10 protein-coding genes and 1 tRNA gene are annotated in these 19874 nt (G+C 71.1%); 7 read left to right on the top strand and 4 right to left on the bottom strand.

Annotated elements, in window-relative coordinates; translation table 11 throughout:
* Positions 1-182 precede the first annotated feature (182 nt).
* Entirely contained in the window at positions 183-1448 is a 1266-nt protein-coding gene (locus BLR95_RS05570) for a hypothetical protein (RefSeq protein ID WP_143130939.1), read from the top strand.
* 731 nt (positions 1449-2179) lie between these two features.
* Here the strand turns inward: BLR95_RS05570 and BLR95_RS05565 are convergent.
* A complete protein-coding gene (locus BLR95_RS05565) occupies positions 2180-3391 on the bottom strand; it encodes a hypothetical protein (RefSeq protein ID WP_092616729.1) in 1212 nt (403 codons plus the stop codon).
* A 952-nt stretch (positions 3392-4343) separates the two neighbouring features.
* On the opposite strand from BLR95_RS05565, the gene BLR95_RS05560 reads away from it, so the two are divergent.
* A tRNA-Arg gene (locus BLR95_RS05560) sits at positions 4344-4420 on the top strand.
* A gap of 79 nt (positions 4421-4499) precedes the next feature.
* On the opposite strand, the gene BLR95_RS16205 is transcribed toward BLR95_RS05560, so the two are convergent.
* A complete protein-coding gene (locus BLR95_RS16205; RefSeq protein ID WP_092616726.1) occupies positions 4500-9665 on the bottom strand; it encodes a diguanylate cyclase in 5166 nt (1721 codons plus the stop codon).
* Positions 9666-10006: 341 nt separating this feature from the next.
* On the opposite strand from BLR95_RS16205, the gene hpnH reads away from it, so the two are divergent.
* Positions 10007-11020 carry an adenosyl-hopene transferase HpnH gene (gene hpnH / locus BLR95_RS05550; RefSeq protein WP_092616723.1) on the top strand — a complete coding sequence of 338 codons (1014 nt, stop codon included), beginning with the start codon at positions 10007-10009 and terminating at the stop codon, positions 11018-11020.
* On the opposite strand, the gene BLR95_RS05545 is transcribed toward hpnH, so the two are convergent.
* Entirely contained in the window at positions 10995-11708 is a 714-nt protein-coding gene (locus BLR95_RS05545) for a phosphorylase family protein (RefSeq protein WP_092616720.1), read from the bottom strand. The genes hpnH and BLR95_RS05545 overlap by 26 nt on opposite strands.
* Entirely contained in the window at positions 11708-13141 is a 1434-nt protein-coding gene (locus BLR95_RS05540) for a M48 family metalloprotease (RefSeq protein WP_245689284.1), read from the bottom strand. Before BLR95_RS05540 ends, BLR95_RS05545 begins: the two co-directional genes overlap by 1 nt.
* On the opposite strand from BLR95_RS05540, the gene BLR95_RS05535 reads away from it, so the two are divergent.
* The 4 genes from BLR95_RS05535 to BLR95_RS05520 all read left to right on the top strand — a co-directional run bounded on the left by BLR95_RS05535 (position 13131) and on the right by BLR95_RS05520 (position 19868).
* Positions 13131-14624 carry a gamma-glutamyltransferase gene (locus BLR95_RS05535; RefSeq protein ID WP_176787652.1) on the top strand — a complete coding sequence of 498 codons (1494 nt, stop codon included), beginning with the start codon at positions 13131-13133 and terminating at the stop codon, positions 14622-14624. The two genes, BLR95_RS05540 and BLR95_RS05535, sit on opposite strands and share 11 nt — an antisense overlap.
* Before the next feature lie 155 nt (positions 14625-14779).
* Positions 14780-15937, top strand: a complete 1158-nt coding sequence (locus tag BLR95_RS05530; protein ID WP_092616717.1) for a pyridoxal phosphate-dependent aminotransferase — start codon at positions 14780-14782, stop codon at positions 15935-15937.
* 102 nt (positions 15938-16039) lie between these two features.
* A complete protein-coding gene (gene bktB / locus BLR95_RS05525; RefSeq protein WP_092616714.1) occupies positions 16040-17221 on the top strand; it encodes a beta-ketothiolase BktB in 1182 nt (393 codons plus the stop codon).
* Positions 17222-17294: 73 nt separating this feature from the next.
* Positions 17295-19868: an MMPL family transporter gene (locus BLR95_RS05520; RefSeq protein WP_092616711.1), complete on the top strand. Its 2574-nt coding sequence runs from the start codon at positions 17295-17297 to the stop codon at positions 19866-19868.
* Positions 19869-19874: the final 6 nt, after the last annotated feature.

Below are 19874 nucleotides of genomic sequence, written 5' to 3'. Positions count from 1 at the left end.
GCCGGCAGTGCGCCGAGCCAGCCATTCGTCCATATCCAAATTGTGGGCTATACCCCAAATGAGGGATGATGCGCCCACAAGCCTGATCGCATAATCGACACATGGACAGCCGGGTCAAGCCAGGGCCGCGCCGGATGGACCAGATGCTTCGATGCAGCCATTTGCGACAGGACTTCGAGACCATGACCGCGACCTCCCTCACCTCCCCCTCGCCAACCGGCGACAGCCCGGCCAGCAGCTCACCGCTCCAGCAGCTCGCCCAGGCCAGCCCGGCCAATCTGGAAGCCATCGCCGACGGCGGGCTCAACGTCAGCCAGGGCGTCGCCCTGCCGGGCGCCGGCCTGCGCAGCGTCGTCCCGGCCAGCCTCGGCACCACCTATGCCTTCCCCACCGCCGACGTCGCCTTCAGCCAGGAAGGTCCCAGTCTGGTGGTGTCCAGCGATCAGGGCGAGGTGGTGCTCGAGGACTTCTTCGTGCTCGCCGACAGCGGCCTGCCGCCGGCCCTCAGCCTGGCCGACGGAACCGTGGTCACGGTCGAGGACGCCATCGCCGCCATTCCCGGCTTTGATGCCGATGCCATCGCCACGGCGGCCGGCGGCGGTGCCGGTGGCGGGGGCGGCGGCGCCGCCTTCGGGGCCTATGATCCGGGCAGCCTGGGCGACGGGCTGGACCAGTCCGACCTGGGCGGCGATCTTGACCTGGGCTTGGCCGGCCCCGCCGCCACCGCCGACGAATTCACCGACACCACGCCGGTCGAGGAAGCCGAGCCCGAGATCGTCGGCAGCGGCGCCTTCATCGACGGCGAGTTCAACGCCGCGCTGGTTTTCGGCGACGCCGCCCCGTGGAGCCAGCAGTACAGCTACGACGCCTCGATGAACACCGCCTTCGGACAGGGCAACTGGGATCAGGTCTATCAGGCCCGGAACGGCGAGAACGTCTTCAACATGGGCTACGACTTCCTGTGGATCGACGGCGGCAATGGCCAGACGGCTTGGTTCGACAGCTTTGTCGAGCAATTCCGGGACGAGATGGAAACCTACGTCGAGTCCGGCGGCACCCTGCTGCTCAACGCCGGGCGCTGGTATGGCGAAAGCCCGCTCGACCTCGGGTTCGGGGCGCAACTCGCCTACGAGTTCTACGAATACGACGTCCGTTTGACCGAGGCCGGCCAGGACCTGATCGGCGACGGGCTGGCAAGCACCTACAGCGGCACTTACTTCAGCCACGACGGCATCCTCGATCAGGACGGCGACCTGAGCGCGCTGATCGTCGGCCTGAGCGAACAGCAAAGCCTGGTGCTGGCCGAACAGGACTACGGCGCCGGCCATGTGGTGCTGGGGGGCATGACCGCCGCCCACTTCCACCAGCCCAGCGGCGATGCCTTCGAGTTGGAAGCCAACATCCTGGAACACGCGGCCAGCCACGCCGCCGACTATCCGGTGGTCTGAGCCGGAGGGACATTCCCACACCGCGCTGGCCGGCCCCGGAGCAGCTCCGGGGCCGGCCTTGGCCGTTCGTGTCAGGCAGCCCGGCGCCGCACCGCGCCCCCGCACTGCGGGTCTGGGCCTTGGCCAATTCCGAGTGATCCCAAGCGGATCGCGAGGACGGCTTGCGGGCGGATCACACGCCCCGGGCGCCCTCGGCAGCCCATCATCGGGCGCAAGGCCTTGGCGCGCATTGCGTTCCGACAGATTGGCGGACCTCACGCCCCCGGCTCGCGGAGCGCGCCCGTTTGATGGCGCTGGCGCATGGCATGGCAATCATCCAGGGCGCTTCGTGCCCCTGTTTGGCCACCACGGAGCTTGGCCACCACGGAGCTTGGCCGCGACGGGGAGACTGGCCGCGACGGGTCGCGACTGCTCAAGATCCGATGAAAGGGCCCCGGTGCGGACCTGTCACCCGCCCGGTGATCCGGTCGGTCGGCCCGGCGGGGGAGCAGGCCGGCCCTGCTCGGGGCGGTCGGGGCGGATCGGTGTCGGCGCGTCTCGCCGGTCAGCCGCCAATGCGGGCGCCGTGCGGGCTTCAGGCCGAAAACGCGGCGCAACGACAAAGCCCGATCAGGAACACCGTCGCGTGGCGGTCCGTCGCCCGTTGGCAGGCCGTCCCGCCGCCGGCAGCGACCCACGAACTCTCCCGAGCCCGCAAGGCAGGTCGGGCCGGCGACGGTGCCGGGCGGCAATCAGCGCACGTAGAGGTGCACCTCGTTGGCCGCCGCCTGACGCGAGCGCATGGCGGTCAGGCGCACCCGATCCGGCGACAGCCCCATGTTGCTCAGCGAGCGCAGCACGTTCTCGGCGCTGCGCCGGGCCTGATTGGCCGACAGCGCCTGCTGGCCCGGGGTGCCCTGGGCCGGGCTGACGGCGACCAGCTCGTAGTCGGCCTGCGGATAGCGCTGGGTGGCCTGACTGACCGCCTGATAAAGGGCGTCCTCGTAGTTCACGTTGGGCTGGTCGAAGCGGATCACCACCAGCGGCCGCTGGCCGCTGACCCCGGCCATGGGCAGGCCGGCCAGCCCGGAGGTGGTCTGCGGCGCCCGGGTCGGCTGCAGGGTGGCGCTGGCCGCCTGATTGGCCAGACTGTTGCCGTACAGGCTGCCGTTCTTCACCGCCACCGCCAGGGTGTTGAGGTTGCTCTTCTCGCTGGCGATGTACTGGCGCTGGCGGCCGACATCGCGCGACAGCTCGCCGAGCAGGCGCTCGATGAGGACCACGGTCTGGTTGGTCTCGTCCTCCAGCACCCGCAGTTGGCGGTGGTCTTCCTCCACCGCGCCGGTCAGGTTGCGGGCCGCCCGCACGCTGTCCAGCAGGTAGGCGGCCATCGCCGAATCCGAGGCCACCTGGGTGGCCAGATCGTTCATCCGGGCGGTGTCCTGCTCCAGCCGGCCCAGGCTGTCCTGGGCCTGCCGCCAACGCTCGACCAGCACCGGGTTGCCCGGGGTGGTGCCCACCTGCAGGCGGGCGTTGATGGTCGCCACCGCCTCGTGATAGGCGCGGCTGTCCTGCTCGGTCTGGCCGCGGATGGCCTGCAGGGCCCCGTTGCGCTGGCTGATGGTGCCCTGAAGCTGGCTCAGCTCGTTGCGCAGGGTGACCACCTTCTGGCCGACGAAGGTGCCGGTGGCCGGACCGGTGGAGATGGGCGGCGGATCAAAGGTGGTGCTGCCCAACTGCGGCGGCGGGGCGGCGCCATAGGCCCCCGCGCCACCGCTGGCGCTTGCCTGGGCTGCGCCTTGGGTCCCCCCCTGGGACGCGGACTGGCCGGCCGGTTGGGCGGTGCCCTCGGCCCCGCCCTCGCTCTCGACGGTGGAGGGGAAGAGAGCCTCGGAAGCGAACGAGCACCCGGACAGGGCCGCCACAAGGCTGACAACCAGACTACGTTTCATCGACAGCGCCATCGAACACACCTTCTTTGGTTCCTGGCCGACACCGCCGGGCGCCGGCCGGTAAGAGCGGGAGCAACCCTTGAGCCGTCGCACACGGCAGAGGCGAACCTCCTGCTCCTGATCCTGGTGAACTTGATCCCAGTGAACTTGATTTCCGGTGAACTTGCTTCCGGTGAACTTGTTTCCGGTGAACCCGCCCAACAAACCGCCCGTCTCGCCCCCGTTCCCCCGAGGCATACGCCGAATGGCCGCCCGGGCGCAACGCCTGTCCTTTCCCACCCGTGGGAAAGGGCGGCGCCGGCGCCCCGGCCGCCCGAAGTCCATCGCCTGTCCGGGAAAGCCCCTTTGCCCTGCCTCGTCGCCCGCACCATCCCGACACGTCATCCCGACCGGGCGACCGGCATCCGAGCGACCGGCATCCAAGCGTGACCGGCGCGGCGCGGTGCCGCCTCCGGCCTTGACCAGGATGGCCGGCGGAACCACCCGTGGCGACCGACCCGAAGCCCCCTCAGCCGACGCGCCGTCAATCACACGCCGTGAATCAGGTGACGTCAATCAGGTGACGATCCCACCATCGAAAGACCACCCCACCTTGTCGGCACCCGTGCCCGTTTCAAGGGCAGTGCGTGGGTGCGTTCCCGGGCATGGCCCCGTCATGCGGCGCGGACCCCCTTCAAAACAGGCGAAAAGCTCCCCCTTTGGGCGCGCCGCCGAGTGTACTCAAAGGCCCGCGACCCGACAAGCGGCATTTGGTCGCCCCGCCCCCCACCCGTGGCCGCCCCGCCCCCCACCCGTGGCCGCGCCACCCCGCGCCCGTGGCCGCGCCACCCCGCCGCCCCGCCCCGATCCACTGGCGTGCCGTTGGCCCGCGAAAAAAAGAGTGCAGTTTGCTCTTGTCAGGGCGCCGCCCATCCTTTAAGTAACCGCCCTCCGGTCGGCGGCGACGCACCGCCCGCCGCACCAGGCGCCCGTAGCTCAACTGGATAGAGCATCTGACTACGGATCAGAAGGTTAGGAGTTCGAATCTTCTCGGGCGCGCCATTCAAAACCCCGTCAAGTCAATGACTTGGCGGGGTTTTGCGTTGGGGGTGAAGCGGCCCGGCCACCCCACCGGGCGGGATCACACGATGCGGTCCTGGCGGTGCAACCGGACCTGGTTGCGTCCCTTTTCCTTGGCGACATAAAGCGCCGCGTCGACCCGCTGAAACAGGCCGTCCTGATCCTCGATCGGGTCCAGCGTCGCCACCCCCACACTGGCGGTCAGGGAGTCCGCGACATCGGGCAGGCTGGTCGCGGCAATCGCCGCGCGGATGTCCTCCATCAGCCTCAGCGCCCCCTCCAGATCGGTTTCCGGCATCAGGACGCAGAATTCCTCGCCCCCCCACCTGGCCACCGTGTCGGCGGTTCGGACCCGCGCCGTCAACACCCCGGCCACCGTTTCCAGCACCCGGTCGCCACAGGCATGGCCATGGCGGTCGTTGAACCGCTTGAAATGGTCGATATCGACAATCGCCATGCTGAGGGCCTTGCCATAGCGCCTGGCGCGCTCCAGCTCCTTGGCCAGGGTGTGATCGAAATGGCGCCGGTTGCACAGGCCGGTCAGGGCGTCGGTGGAGGCCATGCGCTGGATGAGGGCGTTCTTCTCCACCAGTTCCCGGTTGGCCGCCTCGGTGATGTCGTTGGCCCGCATCAGCTCGACCGCCTGGGCCTCCAGCTCGACCTGGATCTTGCTGACCGATTCGTAGGCTTCGGACAACTCCGACATCTTGTCCTGCAACTCCCGGGTCCGTTCGGCCACCCGCGCCTCGAGCTCCTCGTACAGCCGAGCATTCTCCAACGACACCGCGATCTGACCGGCGAGCAGGTCGAGCACCCTGACCCGTTGGTGGGTGAAGACGTTGGGCGTCACCCGGTTTTCCAGGTACAGCAGCACGATGGCCTGATCCCGCACGCGGATCGGCAGGCACAGGGCGGAGCGGATGGCGTGGCGCTCCAGGGACAGATCAAGGTCGCCCCGCCCGTCCGACGCGGTGCCGGGAACGATCATCGTCTGGCCCGAGGCCAGCACCCGGTTGACCAGGGCCAGGGGCAGCAATTGCTCGGTCGCCGGATCGCTGGCCTCGGGCAGCACCCGGGTCGGCTCGCCCACCCGTTTCTCGGCCCACAGCCTGAGCCCGCCACCGGCCCCGACCCTGAGCAGCACGCCGCGATCAGCTCCGGCGGTTTCCAACACGGTCTGCATCATGCGGTCGAGCAGGCGCCCCAGCACGATTTCGGCGCCAATCGCCTGGGAGGCCTTCAGCACCGCCCCCAGATCCAGCTCCTGGTGGGTAATCGCCTCGGCGCTGTCGGCCTCGCCACCGCCGTCGCCCCCCGGGGCAAGCCCACTGCCGCTCAGCAGGGCGCCGTGACGGGCGACCATTTGGGCGACCTTGGCCCCGCCCCCCCAGGTCGCGTAGCCGCGCAACGCCTCGCGCAGGGTCATGGCCCCCAGTTGGGGACGGTCCTGCTCCCGGCAGACCCGGCCCAGCCATTCCTGGATGATCGCCTGATCCCACAGGTAGCCATGGCGCCGGGCGCCGTCGATGGCGGCCTCGAAGTGACCCAGGGCGCCGTCAAGGTCGCCGTCGAGCCAGGCCAGCAGGGCGGCCATGAGGGCATGTTTGTGGGCGAAATTCATCGGCCCGTGCTCGGCCCACTGGCGCATCTCCTCGGCCTGGACCTCGAGGGCGGCGCGGATGTCCCGGGCCGCCTGCGGGGTCGGCGGGGCCTCGGGATGGCGCAGCAGCAGCACCCGGCCGAGGAAGCCGAAGAACTGGAACACCGGCACGATGACGATGCCGTTGCAGGCCGGCAGGAAGTCGAGGCCCGCCGCCAGATGGCGGGAAATGCGCGCCCGGTCCTCGAAGGTCACGGCCAGGATCAGCTTGCACAGGTGATAGAGCAGCACAAACGTCTGGTCGGGCTCGTCGGCGGCCGGCGCGCCGACCCGCTCGTCGAAGATGTCGCCCTCAAGCGCCACCGGGTCCGGGGTGTCGGCGCGCAGGTTGCGGACGGTCTGCCGGAACAGGCGGGTCCAGCGGGCGACCTCGTGGTGGCCGTAGGCGTCCTGGATCACCGCGTGACGCTCGGCCATGATGGCCTCGACCTCGGGCAGTCGGGTGCCGATCCACCATGTGTGGTGGCAGTAGACCACCGAGTTCAGGGAGGCGTACAGCAAGTCGCCATGGCTGTATGCCTGACGGTAGCCCTCCATCAGGGGGGCCAGGGTTTCGCCCAGGTGGTGGCGCCAGTGATGGACGAACAGATAGACGTTGAGGTGCAGCCGCCCCTTGAGATGCCCGGCCTTGTAGCGTTCGGCCAGCCGGAAGGCCAACTCGCCGAAGGCCTGTCCCTCGCGGTATTGGCGGGGCACCACGCACAAGGCCATGGCATAGGTGGAATAGCCGGCCACCGCGTCGGCGCAGTTGCCGTAGCGGACGAACCATTCCACCTGCTTGAACACCATGCACAGGAACAGGGCCGGTTCCGCATTGTAGGTCGGGCCGGCCATGGCGTTGCACAGACGCATGAAGGCGTGGGCGACGGGGTCGGTCATCTCGGGCAGGTCGGCCAGATCCTCGGCGCCGCGCCCGGCCAGCACCGCCTGGACCTGGGCCAGTCCGGCGCCGATGTCCTCGCCCGTCGGATGGCGCGGGAAGGACACCCCCAACTCTTCCAGAAAGGCCAGACCGAGGTCGATGGACTCGGCCATGGCGCCGTCGGCGTTGGCCTTGAGGACCTGGTATTCGACGACCAGGGTCTTGTCCAAGGGCGTGGCGGCGTGATCCAGCACCGCCTGGGTCATGGCTGCGAGGTAATCGTGCTGGTGGGTGATGAAGGCCCCGGCCACGCACTGCCCATGCAGGCCCAGGGTCAACTCGTAGGCGGCGGCCCAGGGCTGCGGCGGCAGCAGCGCCAGCCCCAGCCGCGCATGGTCGAGCATCGGCCCGAAGCCCCCGGTGGCGGCGGCCTTGCGGCTGGCGGCCAGGGCCAGCCCGGCCACCGCCAGACGCTCCGCCGGATCGTCCAGCAGCGCACGCGCCCACTGGAAGTGATAGATCACCTGGAAGAGGCGCTCCTCGAGCCCGCCGGCATCCAGGGTGTCACGCAGGGTGCGCCCGATGCGCAGGTGGACGGCGGGCCGCTCGTCGGGACGCAGCAGGGCCAGCGCCGCTTCCTGGATGCGGTCATGGACGAAGCGGCAGGTGGCCTGCGGGTGGTCCGCCGAGGGGCGACCCGGCGTCCCGTCGCCGCCGTGCGGTCCGCTGACCTGCACCAGCCCGGCATCCACCGCATGGGCCATGGCCCGCGCCGTCTGGGCCAGCGGCTGGTCGCACAGGGCGGCCAGGGTGGCCAGATCGACGGCGGCATCGGCGCAGGCGTTCAGCACCAGGACCCGTTGGGTCGCCGCCGGCAGGGTGTGCAGCCGCTCGACCATCAGGCCGGCCACGTTGTCGGCGGCGGCCATCCGGCCGACGGCCTCGGGCTGCCACTCCCAGCGGCCCCGCCGGTGATCGAAAGCCAGACAGCCGCCGCGGACCAGGGTGTGCAGGAACTGGCTCAGGAAGAACGGATTGCCCAGGGTCTTGGCGGCGCAGACCTGGGCCAGGTCGGCGACGTCCTCGACCGGCCGGTGCAGGCAGTCGGCCACCAGGGCAGCCACCGCCCCGCCATCGAGCCTTGAGAGGTGGAACTCGGACACCGCCACCGGGGCCTCGCGCAGGGTGGCCAGGGTCTCGCGCAGCGGATGCCCCTCCCCCACCTCGTTGTCGCGATAGGCCCCGAGGATGAGCAGGTCGTGCAGCTCCCGGTCGCGGCCCAGGGCGGCCAGGGCCTGCAACGAGGCGGCGTCGGCCCATTGCAGGTCGTCGAAAAACAGCACCAGCGCCCGCCCCTGGGCGGTGAAGGCGTCGATCAGATCCCGCAGGATGTGCAGGGCGCGGCTCTGGGCCTCCTGGGTGGGAACGGCCGGCGCCGAAGCGGCCGGCCGCAGCACGCCGCCAAGCCCGGGAACCAGCTCCACCGCCAAGGCGGCGTTCTCCTCCAGGTGCTCCGGCAGGGCGTCGCGGAAGGCCTCGACCGCCCCCTCGCCCCGGGCCAGCAGGTCGGCGACCAGTTGCCCCAGCGCCGCGCTGAGCGGCAGATGGGGCATGGCGCTGGCGGAGGGGTCCAGCTTGACCGCCACGAACCGCTCGCCCGCCGCCGCCACCGCGCGTTCCAGCTCCTGCACCAGCCGGGTCTTGCCGCAGCCCGACTCCCCGCCCACCATGACCATCTCGAAGGCGCCCTGCCGGGCCCGGCCATGGGCCGCCCGCAGGGCCGCGACTTCGCGGTTGCGCCCGTGCAGCCGCTGCGGCGCCTTGAGGTTGCTGGGCGGGTCCACGGCATGCAGGGACACCGTGTCGAGGGGCGCGCCGGCCCGCCCCTGGGCCAGCAGGCTCTCCACATCGACCCGCAGGCCGAAGGCGCTCTGGTAGCGCTCCCCGGGGTCCTTGGCCAGCAGGCGGGCGACCACCGCCGCCACCGGCGGCGGAACATCGGGGTTGCGGGCGCTCGCATCGGGGACGGGGCGGGTCAGATGGGCGTGGATCACCTCCATCGGCTCGGCCGCCGGAAACGGCACCTCGCCGGTCAGCGCCTCGAACAGCAAGGCGCCCAGGGAATACAGATCGCCGCGGTGGTCGATCGGCGAGCCGGTGCGCCCGGTCTGTTCCGGCGACAGGTAGGCCAGCGCCCCCACCAGCCCCTCGGAGTCGACACTGTACGGCATGCCGGGATCGCGTTTCACCGCCCACGCCGCGTCCATCAGGCGCAGCTGATCGGTTTCCGGGTTCCAGAGGAAACTTGCCGGGTTGATGGTGCGATGGACGATCCAGCCGTCGTGCAGGTCCTGCAGCGCATCGGCGATGTCGGCCGCCCAGGCCAGGGCCCGGCGCCAGGGAACCGGGCCGCCCTTCAGGGCCTCGGAAAGGACGACGCCGGGGGCATCGGCGAAGCGGATGGCCCGTCCGCCGTTGAACAGGTCGAGCGAAACCGGCCGCAGGATACGTTGCCCGCCACCCAGCGACAGAACCCCGAATTCCTGCTCCAGAACCGCCGGCCATGCCGTGTCGTTGGCCGCCTTCGGGTCGTCGGTGTTGGCCGCCTTGAGGATGACGCGCGCCCCACGCTCGTGATCCAGCGCCCGCACATACCTGAAAACGGGCCCCTGGTGCACCACACCCAGGACAGCATACTGAGGCATCACCTTGCACCCGAGGCTATGGCCGGATTGACGGACCCGTGCACGAACCGACCCTTGCCGAAAAACCTACCGCCGTATCAGGTCCAGATCAATTATGCGCCCTGGCGGGCCCTGCCCGGGAAACAAAAAACCCAGAATTTTCAATTGCCTCAAATCATTCCTAAAAAGCCGATCACTGGCAGGAAGCGTTGCATGGCGTCGGCGCCGCAACCGGGGCCCGAACGCCGCCGAATCACCGCCCCATCCTCAGCCCGGGATCGGCCGGTTTCCCTCCGGGGCCAAATGCTCTAATGTGCTTGCCCTATTTCCGACTCCCCCTCTAGGACTTCCCCGATACCGCCATGGCCGTACCCCTCATCCAGCAGTTCCGCGTTGGCGCCTACATTCTCAGGAAGAAGCTTGGCGGGCAGCGGCGCTACCCCCTGGTGCTGATGCTGGAACCCCTGTTCCGCTGCAACCTGGCCTGTCAGGGCTGCGGCAAGATCGCCCACCCGGACCACATCCTGAACCAGCGCCTGTCGGTCGAGGAGTGCCTGGAGGCGGCCCGCTCCTGCGGCGCGCCCATCGTCTCCATCCCCGGCGGCGAGCCGTTGCTGCACAAGGACATCGAGGACATCGTGGCCGGGCTGATCGCGCAGCGCCGCTTTGTCTACCTGTGCACCAACGCCCTGCTGCTGGAGAAGCGGCTGGAGCGCTTCACGCCCAGCCCCTACCTGACCTTCTCGGTCCACCTGGACGGCGACCGCGAACACCACGACCAGGCGGTCGACCAGGAAGGCGTCTTCGACCGCGCCGTGTCGGCCATCCGCGCCGCCCGGGCCAAGGGCTTCCGGGTCACCGTCAACTGCACGGTGTTCGACAACGCCGATGTGGAACGCCTGAGCGCCTTCCTCGACTTCGTCTGCCACGACCTGAAGGTGGAAGGGGTGACCGTGTCGCCCGGCTTCGCCTACGAGGACGCCCCGGAGCAATCCATGTTCCTCGGCCGCGAGCGCACCAAGGCCCTGTTCCGCAAGCTGTTCCGGATGGGCAAGGGGCGCGGCTGGCGGTTCAGCCAGTCCTCGCTGTTCCTCGACTTCCTGGCCGGCAACCAGCCCTACCAGTGCACCCCCTGGGGCAACCCGACGCGCAACGTGTTCGGCTGGCAGCAACCCTGCTACCTGATCGGCGAAGGCCACGTGCCGACCTTCCAGGAGCTGATGGAGAACACCGACTGGGAAGCCTGGGGCACCGGCAACAACCCCAAGTGCGACAACTGCATGATGCACTGTGGCTACGAGCCGACCGCCGTCGACGACACGGTCGGCAACCCCCTCAAGGCGCTGAAGGTCAGCCTGCTCGGCCCGGGTCGGTAGGCGGTGCCGCCGGCCGGGGCAGCGGCAGCCGGGCGAGGTGGCGCAGGGTGGCCATGGCGGCGTCGGCGTCCTTTTTCAGCCGCCCCATCTGACCCAGTTCCCAGGGCCGCCGGGCCAGGCCGAGCAACAGCCCACCCGGGCGCAACTCGCCCTGGCGGGTGAAGGCCTGGCCCAAGGCGGCGGGAAGCTGGCGATCCACCGTGTCGGTGACCACCCTCAGGGCCAGGAAGGGCACCCCGGCCTGGGCCGCGACGGCGCCCACGGCGTGGCTTTCCATGTCCACGGCCAGACAGTCCATCTCCCGCCCCAGACGGCGCTTCTCGGCCTCGGTGAGAATCGGCAGATCACTACCCAGCAGGCGCCCCGGGTCGGGGTCGAGGGGGGCCAGCGCGTCCAGCACGGCGGCGTGCCACTCGGCATCGGCATCCAGGCGCACCCCCTCGGTGGAAACCACGGCGGCGGGCACCATCAGATGCCCGGGGGCGGTGGTGTCGGTCAGTCCGCCGGCGGTGCCGGCACTGATCAGCGCCGTCGCCCCCTCGGCCAGCAGGCGCTCGGCGGCGGCCCGGGCGCGGCGCGGGCCGATGCCCGAGCAGGTGACGACAACGCCCTGGCCGCGCAGGCGTTTCAGGGCCCGGCGTTCCATGGACAATCCGGTGATCAGACCAATCGGGGGCAGAGTGCTCATCAGCGCTGGCGGGCCATCTTTTCCTTGAGGTTCTCGGCCTCGGCCTCGGCGTCTTCCAGGCGGAACCAGAAGGGGGTGCCCTTCTCGGTTTCCGACATCGCCCTACGCACGTGGTACAGGGCCTCTTCGGGCTTGCCGAGCAGGATCGCCCGCTCGGCCTCGGCATAGGCGGCCATGGGGATCTTGCCGTCCTTGCCATAGGCGTTGGCGACCAGCCACCAGGCAAAGGGATTGTCGGTCTCGTGGCTGACCGCCGGGGAAAGCACCTCCTGGGCCTCGGCCAGATCCTCCGGCCGGCCGCTTTCGACCAGGGCGTGGGCCAGGCCGAGGATGATCAGGGTGCGCCCCGGCGCCAGCTCCACGGCCCGCCGATAGCTGGCCACGGCCGGTTCCAGGCGGCCGTTCTCGAACAGCATCTGGCCCTTCAGCTCGTGGAAGTAGGGGTCGTCCGGGTGATCGGCCAGCAGGCCGTCGATCTCGACCAACGCCTCCTTGAGGTCGTTGTGCCGATAGTAGGCGATGGCCCGGGCGTAGCGCGCCGGCAGCGAGGTGTCTTCCGGCGGGTACTGACGCATGGTCAGCCCGAAGCTTTTCAGGAACGAGGTCAGCTTGGCGACCATCCGGGCGTGCCGCGCCTGTTCGTCCGGGCCGGCCGGGCGCACCTCGGCGCTGGTCGTCTCCACATGGTGGCGCACGGCGGCGATGCGGTCGCCGGTCAGCGGATGGGTGCGGGCCCACAGGGCCTGGGACGAGGTCGGCAGCAGGTCCTGGTCGCCCAGGCGTTCGAAGAAGGTCAAAAGGCCCTGCGCCGATTGCCCGGTGTCGTCGAGCACCCGCAGGGCAAAGGAATCGGCCATCGCCTCCTGGGTGCGGCTGAAGCCGAAGAACTGGCCCATGGCGACGCCCTGCCCGCCCAGCATGATGCCGCTAGCCACGTCGCCGCGCCCGGTGGCGGCGCCGGCCGCCGCGCCCAGCAGCGCCGTGATCAGCGAGGTCACCTGGGCCTGCTCGATCTGATCCTTCAGCTTGATCACGTCGCCGCCGGCCATGTGGCCCACCTCGTGGGCGATGACGCCGATGATCTCGTCCGGTGTCTCGGCGGCGGCCAGGGTCCCGGTGTTCAGGAACAGGCGCCCCTGGCCGGTGGTGAAGGCGTTCAGTTGGTCGTCGGCGATGATGCGCAGGCGCAGGGTTTCCGGGGCCAGTCCGGCGGCGCGGAACAGTGGCACGGTCCAATCGCGGATGATACCTTCCACCTCCGCGTCGCGGATGATGGTGGTTTCCGCCCCGGCCGGCCGGGCGGCCAAAGGCCCGCCCAACAGGCCGGCCACGGCCAGGCCCAACACAACCAGGCCGCAGGGCAGACCGCGCAGTCCGCCGCGACGCCCCAGGATCAGGAGAATACCGGTGCCGAGACCGTGGATGAGCCGCACGCCGACCCCCTTTGCCGCCGGACCCCGGCTGGATGCCGCCCAGGTGGCGCCCCGGAGCCCGTCACCCCGGCAAGTTAGGGCGCCCGGCGGCGGGCGTCAACGCGCCGCCCGGCGTCCCCTGCCCCGGCTCGGCGCGCTGCTGATGGCGCTGTTGCTGCCCGCCGCCTGTGGCCTGGAGGAACCGGCGGTCGGCCAGTTGAACTATGAAAGCGCCTTCGCCGGCATGATCGTGGCCGATGAACCGGGGGCGGTGATCGCCTCGGAAGGCGTGCTGTCGGCCGGCGGCAGCGCCGCCGACGCGGCGGTCGCCATGGCCCTCAACCTGGCGGTCAGCTATCCCGGCTCGGCCGGCATCGGTGGTGGCGGGCTGTGTCTGGTCTACGATGGCGAGGCGGAACGGGTCCAGGCCCTGGACTTCCTGCCCGGCGCGCCGACCCAGGCCCTGGCCGAGGGCGGCCCCGGTCAGGCGGTGGCGGTGCCCGGTCTGTTGCGCGGCCTGTTCGCCCTGCACGCCCGCCACGGCCGACTGCGCTTCGAAAGCCTGCTCATCGGCCCGGAGCGGGCGGCCCGCTTCGGCTCCCCCATCTCGCGCGCCCTGGCCAGCGACCTCAAGGCGGCGCCGGCCGGGCTGGCCGACGATCCCGCCACCGCCAACCTGTTCGAGGGCCGGGGCGAGCCGCGCGCGGTCGGCGGCTCGGCGGCCAACCTGGAGCTGGCCTCGCTGTTCGGGCGGGTGCGCGGGCGCGGTGTCGGCGACTTCTACAACGGCGCCCTGGCCCGCGATCTGGCCGCCGCCGCCGGGCGGGCCGGCCTGAAGCTGAACCTCGCCGACCTGCGCGACTACCGCCCCACCTGGCACGACACCACGACGGTCGAGGAAGGGTATGCCACCCTGCACCTGCCGCCGGCGCCCTATGCCGGCCACGCCCTGGCAGACCTGTGGCCGCGGCTGTCCGACGACACCGACGCCGACGACGCGGTGAGCCAACTGGCGGCCACCGCCCGCCGTCTGGCCGAGGAACGCGGCGGCACCGCCCTGGTCGGCACCACCTCGCTGATCGCCGTCGATTCCCGGGGCGATGCGGTGGCCTGCACGCTGACCCTGAACGCGCCCTTCGGCATCGGCCGCGGCCTGCCCGGCTTCGGCTTCCTGCCCGCCCCCTGGCCGGGCGACGGCGAAACCCCGCCGATGGCCCTGGGGCTGGCGGTGAACGAGAACAGCAACGAGTTCCGGCTGGCCATCGCCGGGGCCCACGGCAGCGACCCCAGCGCCGGCGTCGGCGCGCTGGCCCTGGCCGCCCTGCGCGGTGACACCAAGCTGGTCAGTGGCGCGCAGACCGTGGGCTGGACCTCGGAATCGGCGCCGGCTTTGGTCAATCTGGCCCGCTGCCCGAAAAGCATCTCGTCGCACCCGGAAAGCTGCCGGGTCGGCAGCGACCCCCGGGGCAACAGCCTGGGCCGGCTGCTGCTGGCCGACGATTGAGGCCGCCCAAGCCAATGGGCCGGCCCTTGGGGGTCGGCCCATCACGGGACGGACACGGGCCGGCCCCTGGGGGTCGGCCCATCAGGGGACGGACACGGGCCGGCCCCGGGGTCGACCCATAACGGGACGGACACACCAAGGAAACAAAGGAACCCATGAGTCTCAAGATCGCCCGTCGGGGGCGCATCCCCCCGTTCATCGTGATGGATGTCATGCAGGCCGCCGCCCAGCGCGAGGCGGCCGGCGAATCGGTGCTGCACCTGGAGGTCGGCCAGCCGGCGACCGGCGTGCCGGCGCCCCTGCTGGCCCGTCTGGCCGAGGAAGGCGCCGGCCAGGCCATGGGCTACACGGTGGCGCGCGGCCTGCCCGGGCTGCGCCGGCGCATCGCCCGGCACTACCAGGAAACCCAGGGGGTGGCGGTCGATCCCGAGCGCATCTTCGCCACCGCCGGCTCCTCGGGCGGTTTCGTGCTGGCCTTCCTGGCCGCCTTCGAGCCGGGCGACAAGGTCGGTCTGGCCGCCCCCGGCTATCCCGCCTACCGCCACATCCTGACCGCCCTGGGGGTGGAGCCGGTGGCCATCCCGGTCGGCCCCGAGACCCGCTACCAGCCGACCGTCGAGGTGTTGGAGAACCTGGGGGCGCGGCTGGACGGACTGATCGTCGCCAGTCCGGCCAATCCCACCGGCACGGTCATCCCGCCGGCCGAGTTCGAGGCCCTGATCGGCTGGTGCGAGGCCAACGGCGTGCGCCTGATCAGCGACGAGATCTACCACGGCATCACCTACGACGGGGTGCGGGCCCCGACCGCCGCCGGGCGGGCCGACGACGCGGTGGTGGTCAACAGCTTCTCCAAGTACTTCTGCATGACCGGCTGGCGCCTGGGCTGGCTGGTCCTGCCCGAGGACATGGTGCGGCCGGTGGAATGCCTGGCCCAGAACCTGTTCATCTCGCCGCCCACCCTGTCGCAGAAGGCGGGCGAGCTGATCTTCGAGGAAACCGACTACCTCGAGGCCAACGTCAAACGCTACGCGGCCAACCGAAAGGTGCTGCTGGAGGGCCTGCCGAAGGCCGGTTTCGGGGCCATGGCGCCGGCCGACGGGGCCTTCTACATCTACACCGAGGTGGCCCACCTGACCGACGACAGCGTTGCCTTCTGCCAGCGCATGCTGGCCGAGACCGGGGTCGCCGCCACCCCGGGGCTGGACTTCGACGGCGCCCGCGGGCATCGCTTCGTGCGTTTCTCCTTCGCCGGCCAGACGGCCGACATGGAACAGGCGGTGGCCCGCCTGACCGACTGGCTGCCCAAGCGCTGACCAACAATTGCCTGTTGCCTTGACGGGCGGATGCCCGAACACTGGGTCCATCGCCGGGGCTGAACGGCCCTGCCCACCCTCTTTCCGACGGAGACCAAGCCCATGACCCGCGAGGTTCTTTTTGTCAGCGGTGTGCGCACCGCCATTGGCGACTACGGCGGCGGCCTGAAGGATCAGCCGCCCACCGCCCTGGGCGCCCAGGTGATCGCCGAGGCGGTGCGCCGCGCCGGGCTGGCCGGCGAGGACGTGCATCAGGTGGTGATGGGCAACGTGCTGCACACCGAGCCGCGCGACATGTACCTGTCGCGGGTGGCGGCGCTGGACGCCGGCCTGCCCAGCCGGGTCCCGGCGCTGACCCTGAACCGGCTGTGCGGCTCGGGCGCCCAGGCCATCCTGAGCGCCGCCCAGATGCTGCTGCTGGGCGACGGTCAGGTGGCGGTGGCCGGCGGCGCCGAGGTGATGAGCCGCGGCCTCTACGCCCTGCCCGGGCTGCGCTGGGGCCAGCGCATGGGCGACGGCGCGGCGCTCGACATGATGGTCGGCGCGCTGACCGATCCCTTCGGCCACGGCCACATGGGGGTGACCGCCGAGAACATCGCCCGCGAGCGCTCGATCAGCCGCGAGGATCAGGACGCCCTGGCCGTGGAAAGCCACAAGCGGGCCGCCAAGGCGATCGCCGAAGGGCGCTTCAAGGAGCAGATCCTGCCCATCGAGATCAAGACCCGCAAGGGCGCCACCATCGTCGACACCGACGAGCACGTGCGCGCCGACGCCTCGCCCGAGGGCATGGCCAAGCTGAAGACGGTGTTCCAGAAGGACGGCACGGTGACTGCCGGCAACGCCTCGGGCATCAACGACGGCGCCGCCGCCCTGGTTCTGATGGAGCGCAGCGAGGCCGAGCGGCGCGGCATCGCCCCGATGGGCCGGCTGGCCGGCTGGGGCCTGGGTGGCGTGGCCCCCGAGGTGATGGGCCTCGGCCCCATCGAGGCGGTGCCCCAGGCCCTGGAGCGGGCCGGCATCTCGGTCGGCGATCTCGACGTCATCGAAAGCAACGAGGCCTTCGCCGCCCAGGCCTGCGCGGTGGCCCGGGCGCTCGACTTCCCAGCCGAGAAGACCAACATCAACGGCGGCGCGGTGGCGCTGGGCCACCCCATCGGGGCGACCGGCGCCATCCTCACCGTGAAGTGCCTTTACGAGCTGAAGCGCAGCGGCGGCCGCTGGGGGCTGGTCACCATGTGCATCGGCGGCGGGCAGGGCATCGCCCTGGTTGTCGAGGCCCAGTAGCTCCCCTTCCCTCGACAGAACGGCGCCGCCCCGCCCCGGGGGCGGCGCCGCTGCCCTGGCCGGAAAGCCATCCATGACCGTCGCCGATCTGATCGCCCGCTGGGTGGGCTTTGCCTCGCGGCGGGCCGGCTGGGTGCTGACCCTGGCCGTGCTGCTGACCCTGGCCGCCGGCTGGACGGTGGCCGAGCGCTTCGCCATCGACACCGACACCTCGGCGATGATCGATCCCGACCTGCCCTTCCAGCAGCGGCAGCGGGAAAAGGCCGAGGCCTTCCCGGTCCTCGACAACACCCTGGTGGTGGTCATCGACGCCCCCACCCCGGAGGCGGCCGAGAGCGCCGCCACCCGGCTGGGCCAGCGGCTGGCCGAGAACCCGGCCCTGTTCGGCCCGGTGTTCGATCCGCAAGGCATGGCCTTCTTCCGCCGGAACGGCCTGCTCTACGCCGACCGTGAGGACCTCGAAGGGTTGGCCGACAGCCTGATCCGGGCCCAGCCGTTCCTGGCCCGGCTGGCGACCCGGCCCGATCTGGTCAGCCTGTCGGAGTTGCTGACCCAGGCCCTGGCCCATGGCCCGCAGAGCGGCCTCGACCTCGCCCCCACCCTGGACGCCATGGCCCACAGCCTTGAGGACGCCGCCGCCGGCCGTCCCGGCGCCCTGTCGTGGCAGAACCTGATGCGCGGCGCCGAGCCCGGCACGCCCGGGCGGCGCACCCTGGTCCTCAACCCGCGCCTCGACTTCGACACCCTGTCGCCGGGCCGCCGGCCGATGGACGGGGTGCTGGCCGCCGCCGCCGATCTGGGCCTGGACGACAGCGCCGGCATCCGGGTCCGCCTGACCGGCTCGGTGGCCCTGGAGAGCGAGGAGTTGGCCAGCGTCGAGCAGGGCATGGGGTGGGCCGGCGTGGTCTCCCTGACCCTGGTCGTCGGGCTGCTGGTGTGGGGCCTGAAAAGCCCGCGCCTGTTCGTGGCGGTGCTCGCCGCCCTGTTGATGGGGCTGGTGTGGACCGCTGCCTACGGCCTGCTGGCGGTGGGCCGGCTGAACATGATGTCGGTCGCCTTCGCGGTGCTGTTCCTTGGCCTGTCGGTGGATTTCGGCATCCATTTCGCGTTGCGCTACCGGCAGGCCCGGGCCGAGGCCGCCGCCCACGCCGAGGGGCTGGCGGTGGCCGGGCGCGAGGTCGGCCCGGCTCTGCTGCTCAGCGCCCTGGCGGCGGCGCTGGGCTTTCTCTCCTTCCTGCCCACCGACTACCTGGGTTTCGCCGAGTTGGGCCTGATCGCCGGCGGCGGCATGATCATCGCCCTGGTCGCCAACCTGACCCTGGTCCCGGCGATCAGCCGCCTGCTACCCCCGGCCATCGCCCCCCGGGCCGCCGCCGACCCGGCCGGCCGCCTGGGCCAGGGCGTGCAGAAACGCCTGATGGCCCGGCCGCATGTGGTGCTGGGGGGCGCCCTGGGGCTGGCCGTCGCCGCCGCCGCCGTGGCGCCGGGAGTGCGCTTCGACTTCGATCCCCTGAACCTGAAGGACCAGAACGCCCCCTCGGTGCGCACCCTCAAGGATCTGGCCGCCGACGGCCGCGATCTGTACCGCATCTCGGTGCTGGCCGGGGACCTGCCCGCCGCCCAGGCCCTGGCCGGCCGGCTCGGCGACCTGCCCGAGGTGGCCGAGGCGACCACCCTGGCCGATCAGGTGCCAACCGACCAGGACGCCAAGCTGGCGGTGCTCGACCGGCTGGCCTTCATCCTGCTGCCGGCGCTCAGCCTGCCACCGGGCGAGGCCGCCCCGCCGACGCCGGAGGCCAGCCGCGCCGCCCTGGCCGAGTTGAAGGCGGCGCTGGCCGCCACCGGTGGCGAGCTGGCCGGACCGGCCCACCGCCTGCACGACGCCCTGCGGGCGCTGGGCGATGACGCGGCGGCGCTCCAGGTCATCCGTCAACGTCTGCTGGGTACCCTGCCGGCCCAGATCGACGGCCTGAAGACGGCGCTGGAAGCCCAGGCGTTCGGCCTGGGTGATCTGCCGGCGGACCTGAAGGCCCGCTTCGTGGCCCCTGACGGGCGCGCCCTGGTCAGCGTCAGCCCGCGCGACGATCTCCGCGATCCCAAGGCATTGGCACAGTTTGTTGAGTCCGTGCGCGAAGTGGCGCCGGAGGCCACCGGGGCTCCGGTGTCGATCCACGAGTCGGGCCGCGCGGTGATCGGCGCCCTGTTCGAGGCCGGGCTGATCACCTTCCTCGGCCTCGGCCTGATGCTGCTGGTGGTCCTGCGCAGCCTGAAGGACACCCTGCTGGTCTTCGTCCCGGTGGGGCTGGCCGGGCTTTACGCGGTGGGCGCCATGGCGCCGCTGGGGCTGGCCTTCAACTTCGCCAACGTGATCGTCCTGCCGCTGCTGTTCGGGCTCGGGGTGGCCGGGGCGATCCATCTGGTCAGCCGGGCGCGGCGCGACGGGGCCGGCCATCTGGCCGAGGGCTCGACGCCCCGCGCCGTGGTCTTCTCAGCCCTGACCACGCTGGGCTCCTTCGGCGCCATTGCCCTGTCGCCGCACGCCGGCACGGCCAGCATGGGCCAGTTGCTGAGCCTCGTCATCGCCATGCTGCTGGTCGCCACCCTGGGCGTGCTGCCGGCCCTGCTGGCCCTGCTCGGGCGGCGCTGACGGGCG

This window comes from Roseospirillum parvum (assembly GCF_900100455.1).
GTDB classification, from domain to species: domain Bacteria; phylum Pseudomonadota; class Alphaproteobacteria; order Rhodospirillales; family Rhodospirillaceae; genus Roseospirillum; species Roseospirillum parvum.
This window is presented reverse-complemented; position numbering and strand designations above follow the sequence as displayed.

Bases quoted from the DNA above. Each gene is read 5' to 3' on its own strand.
- BLR95_RS05570 (WP_143130939.1), top strand. From the start codon at position 183: ATGACCGCGACCTCCCTCACCTCCCCCTCGCCAACCGGCGACAGCCCG.
- BLR95_RS05565 (WP_092616729.1), bottom strand. From the start codon at position 3,391: ATGGCGCTGTCGATGAAACGTAGTCTGGTTGTCAGCCTTGTGGCGGCC.
- BLR95_RS16205 (WP_092616726.1), bottom strand. From the start codon at position 9,665: ATGCCTCAGTATGCTGTCCTGGGTGTGGTGCACCAGGGGCCCGTTTTC.
- hpnH (WP_092616723.1), top strand. From the start codon at position 10,007: ATGGCCGTACCCCTCATCCAGCAGTTCCGCGTTGGCGCCTACATTCTC.
- BLR95_RS05545 (WP_092616720.1), bottom strand. From the start codon at position 11,708: ATGAGCACTCTGCCCCCGATTGGTCTGATCACCGGATTGTCCATGGAA.
- BLR95_RS05535 (WP_176787652.1), top strand. From the start codon at position 13,131: ATGAGCCGCACGCCGACCCCCTTTGCCGCCGGACCCCGGCTGGATGCC.
- BLR95_RS05530 (WP_092616717.1), top strand. From the start codon at position 14,780: ATGAGTCTCAAGATCGCCCGTCGGGGGCGCATCCCCCCGTTCATCGTG.
- bktB (WP_092616714.1), top strand. From the start codon at position 16,040: ATGACCCGCGAGGTTCTTTTTGTCAGCGGTGTGCGCACCGCCATTGGC.
- BLR95_RS05520 (WP_092616711.1), top strand. From the start codon at position 17,295: ATGACCGTCGCCGATCTGATCGCCCGCTGGGTGGGCTTTGCCTCGCGG.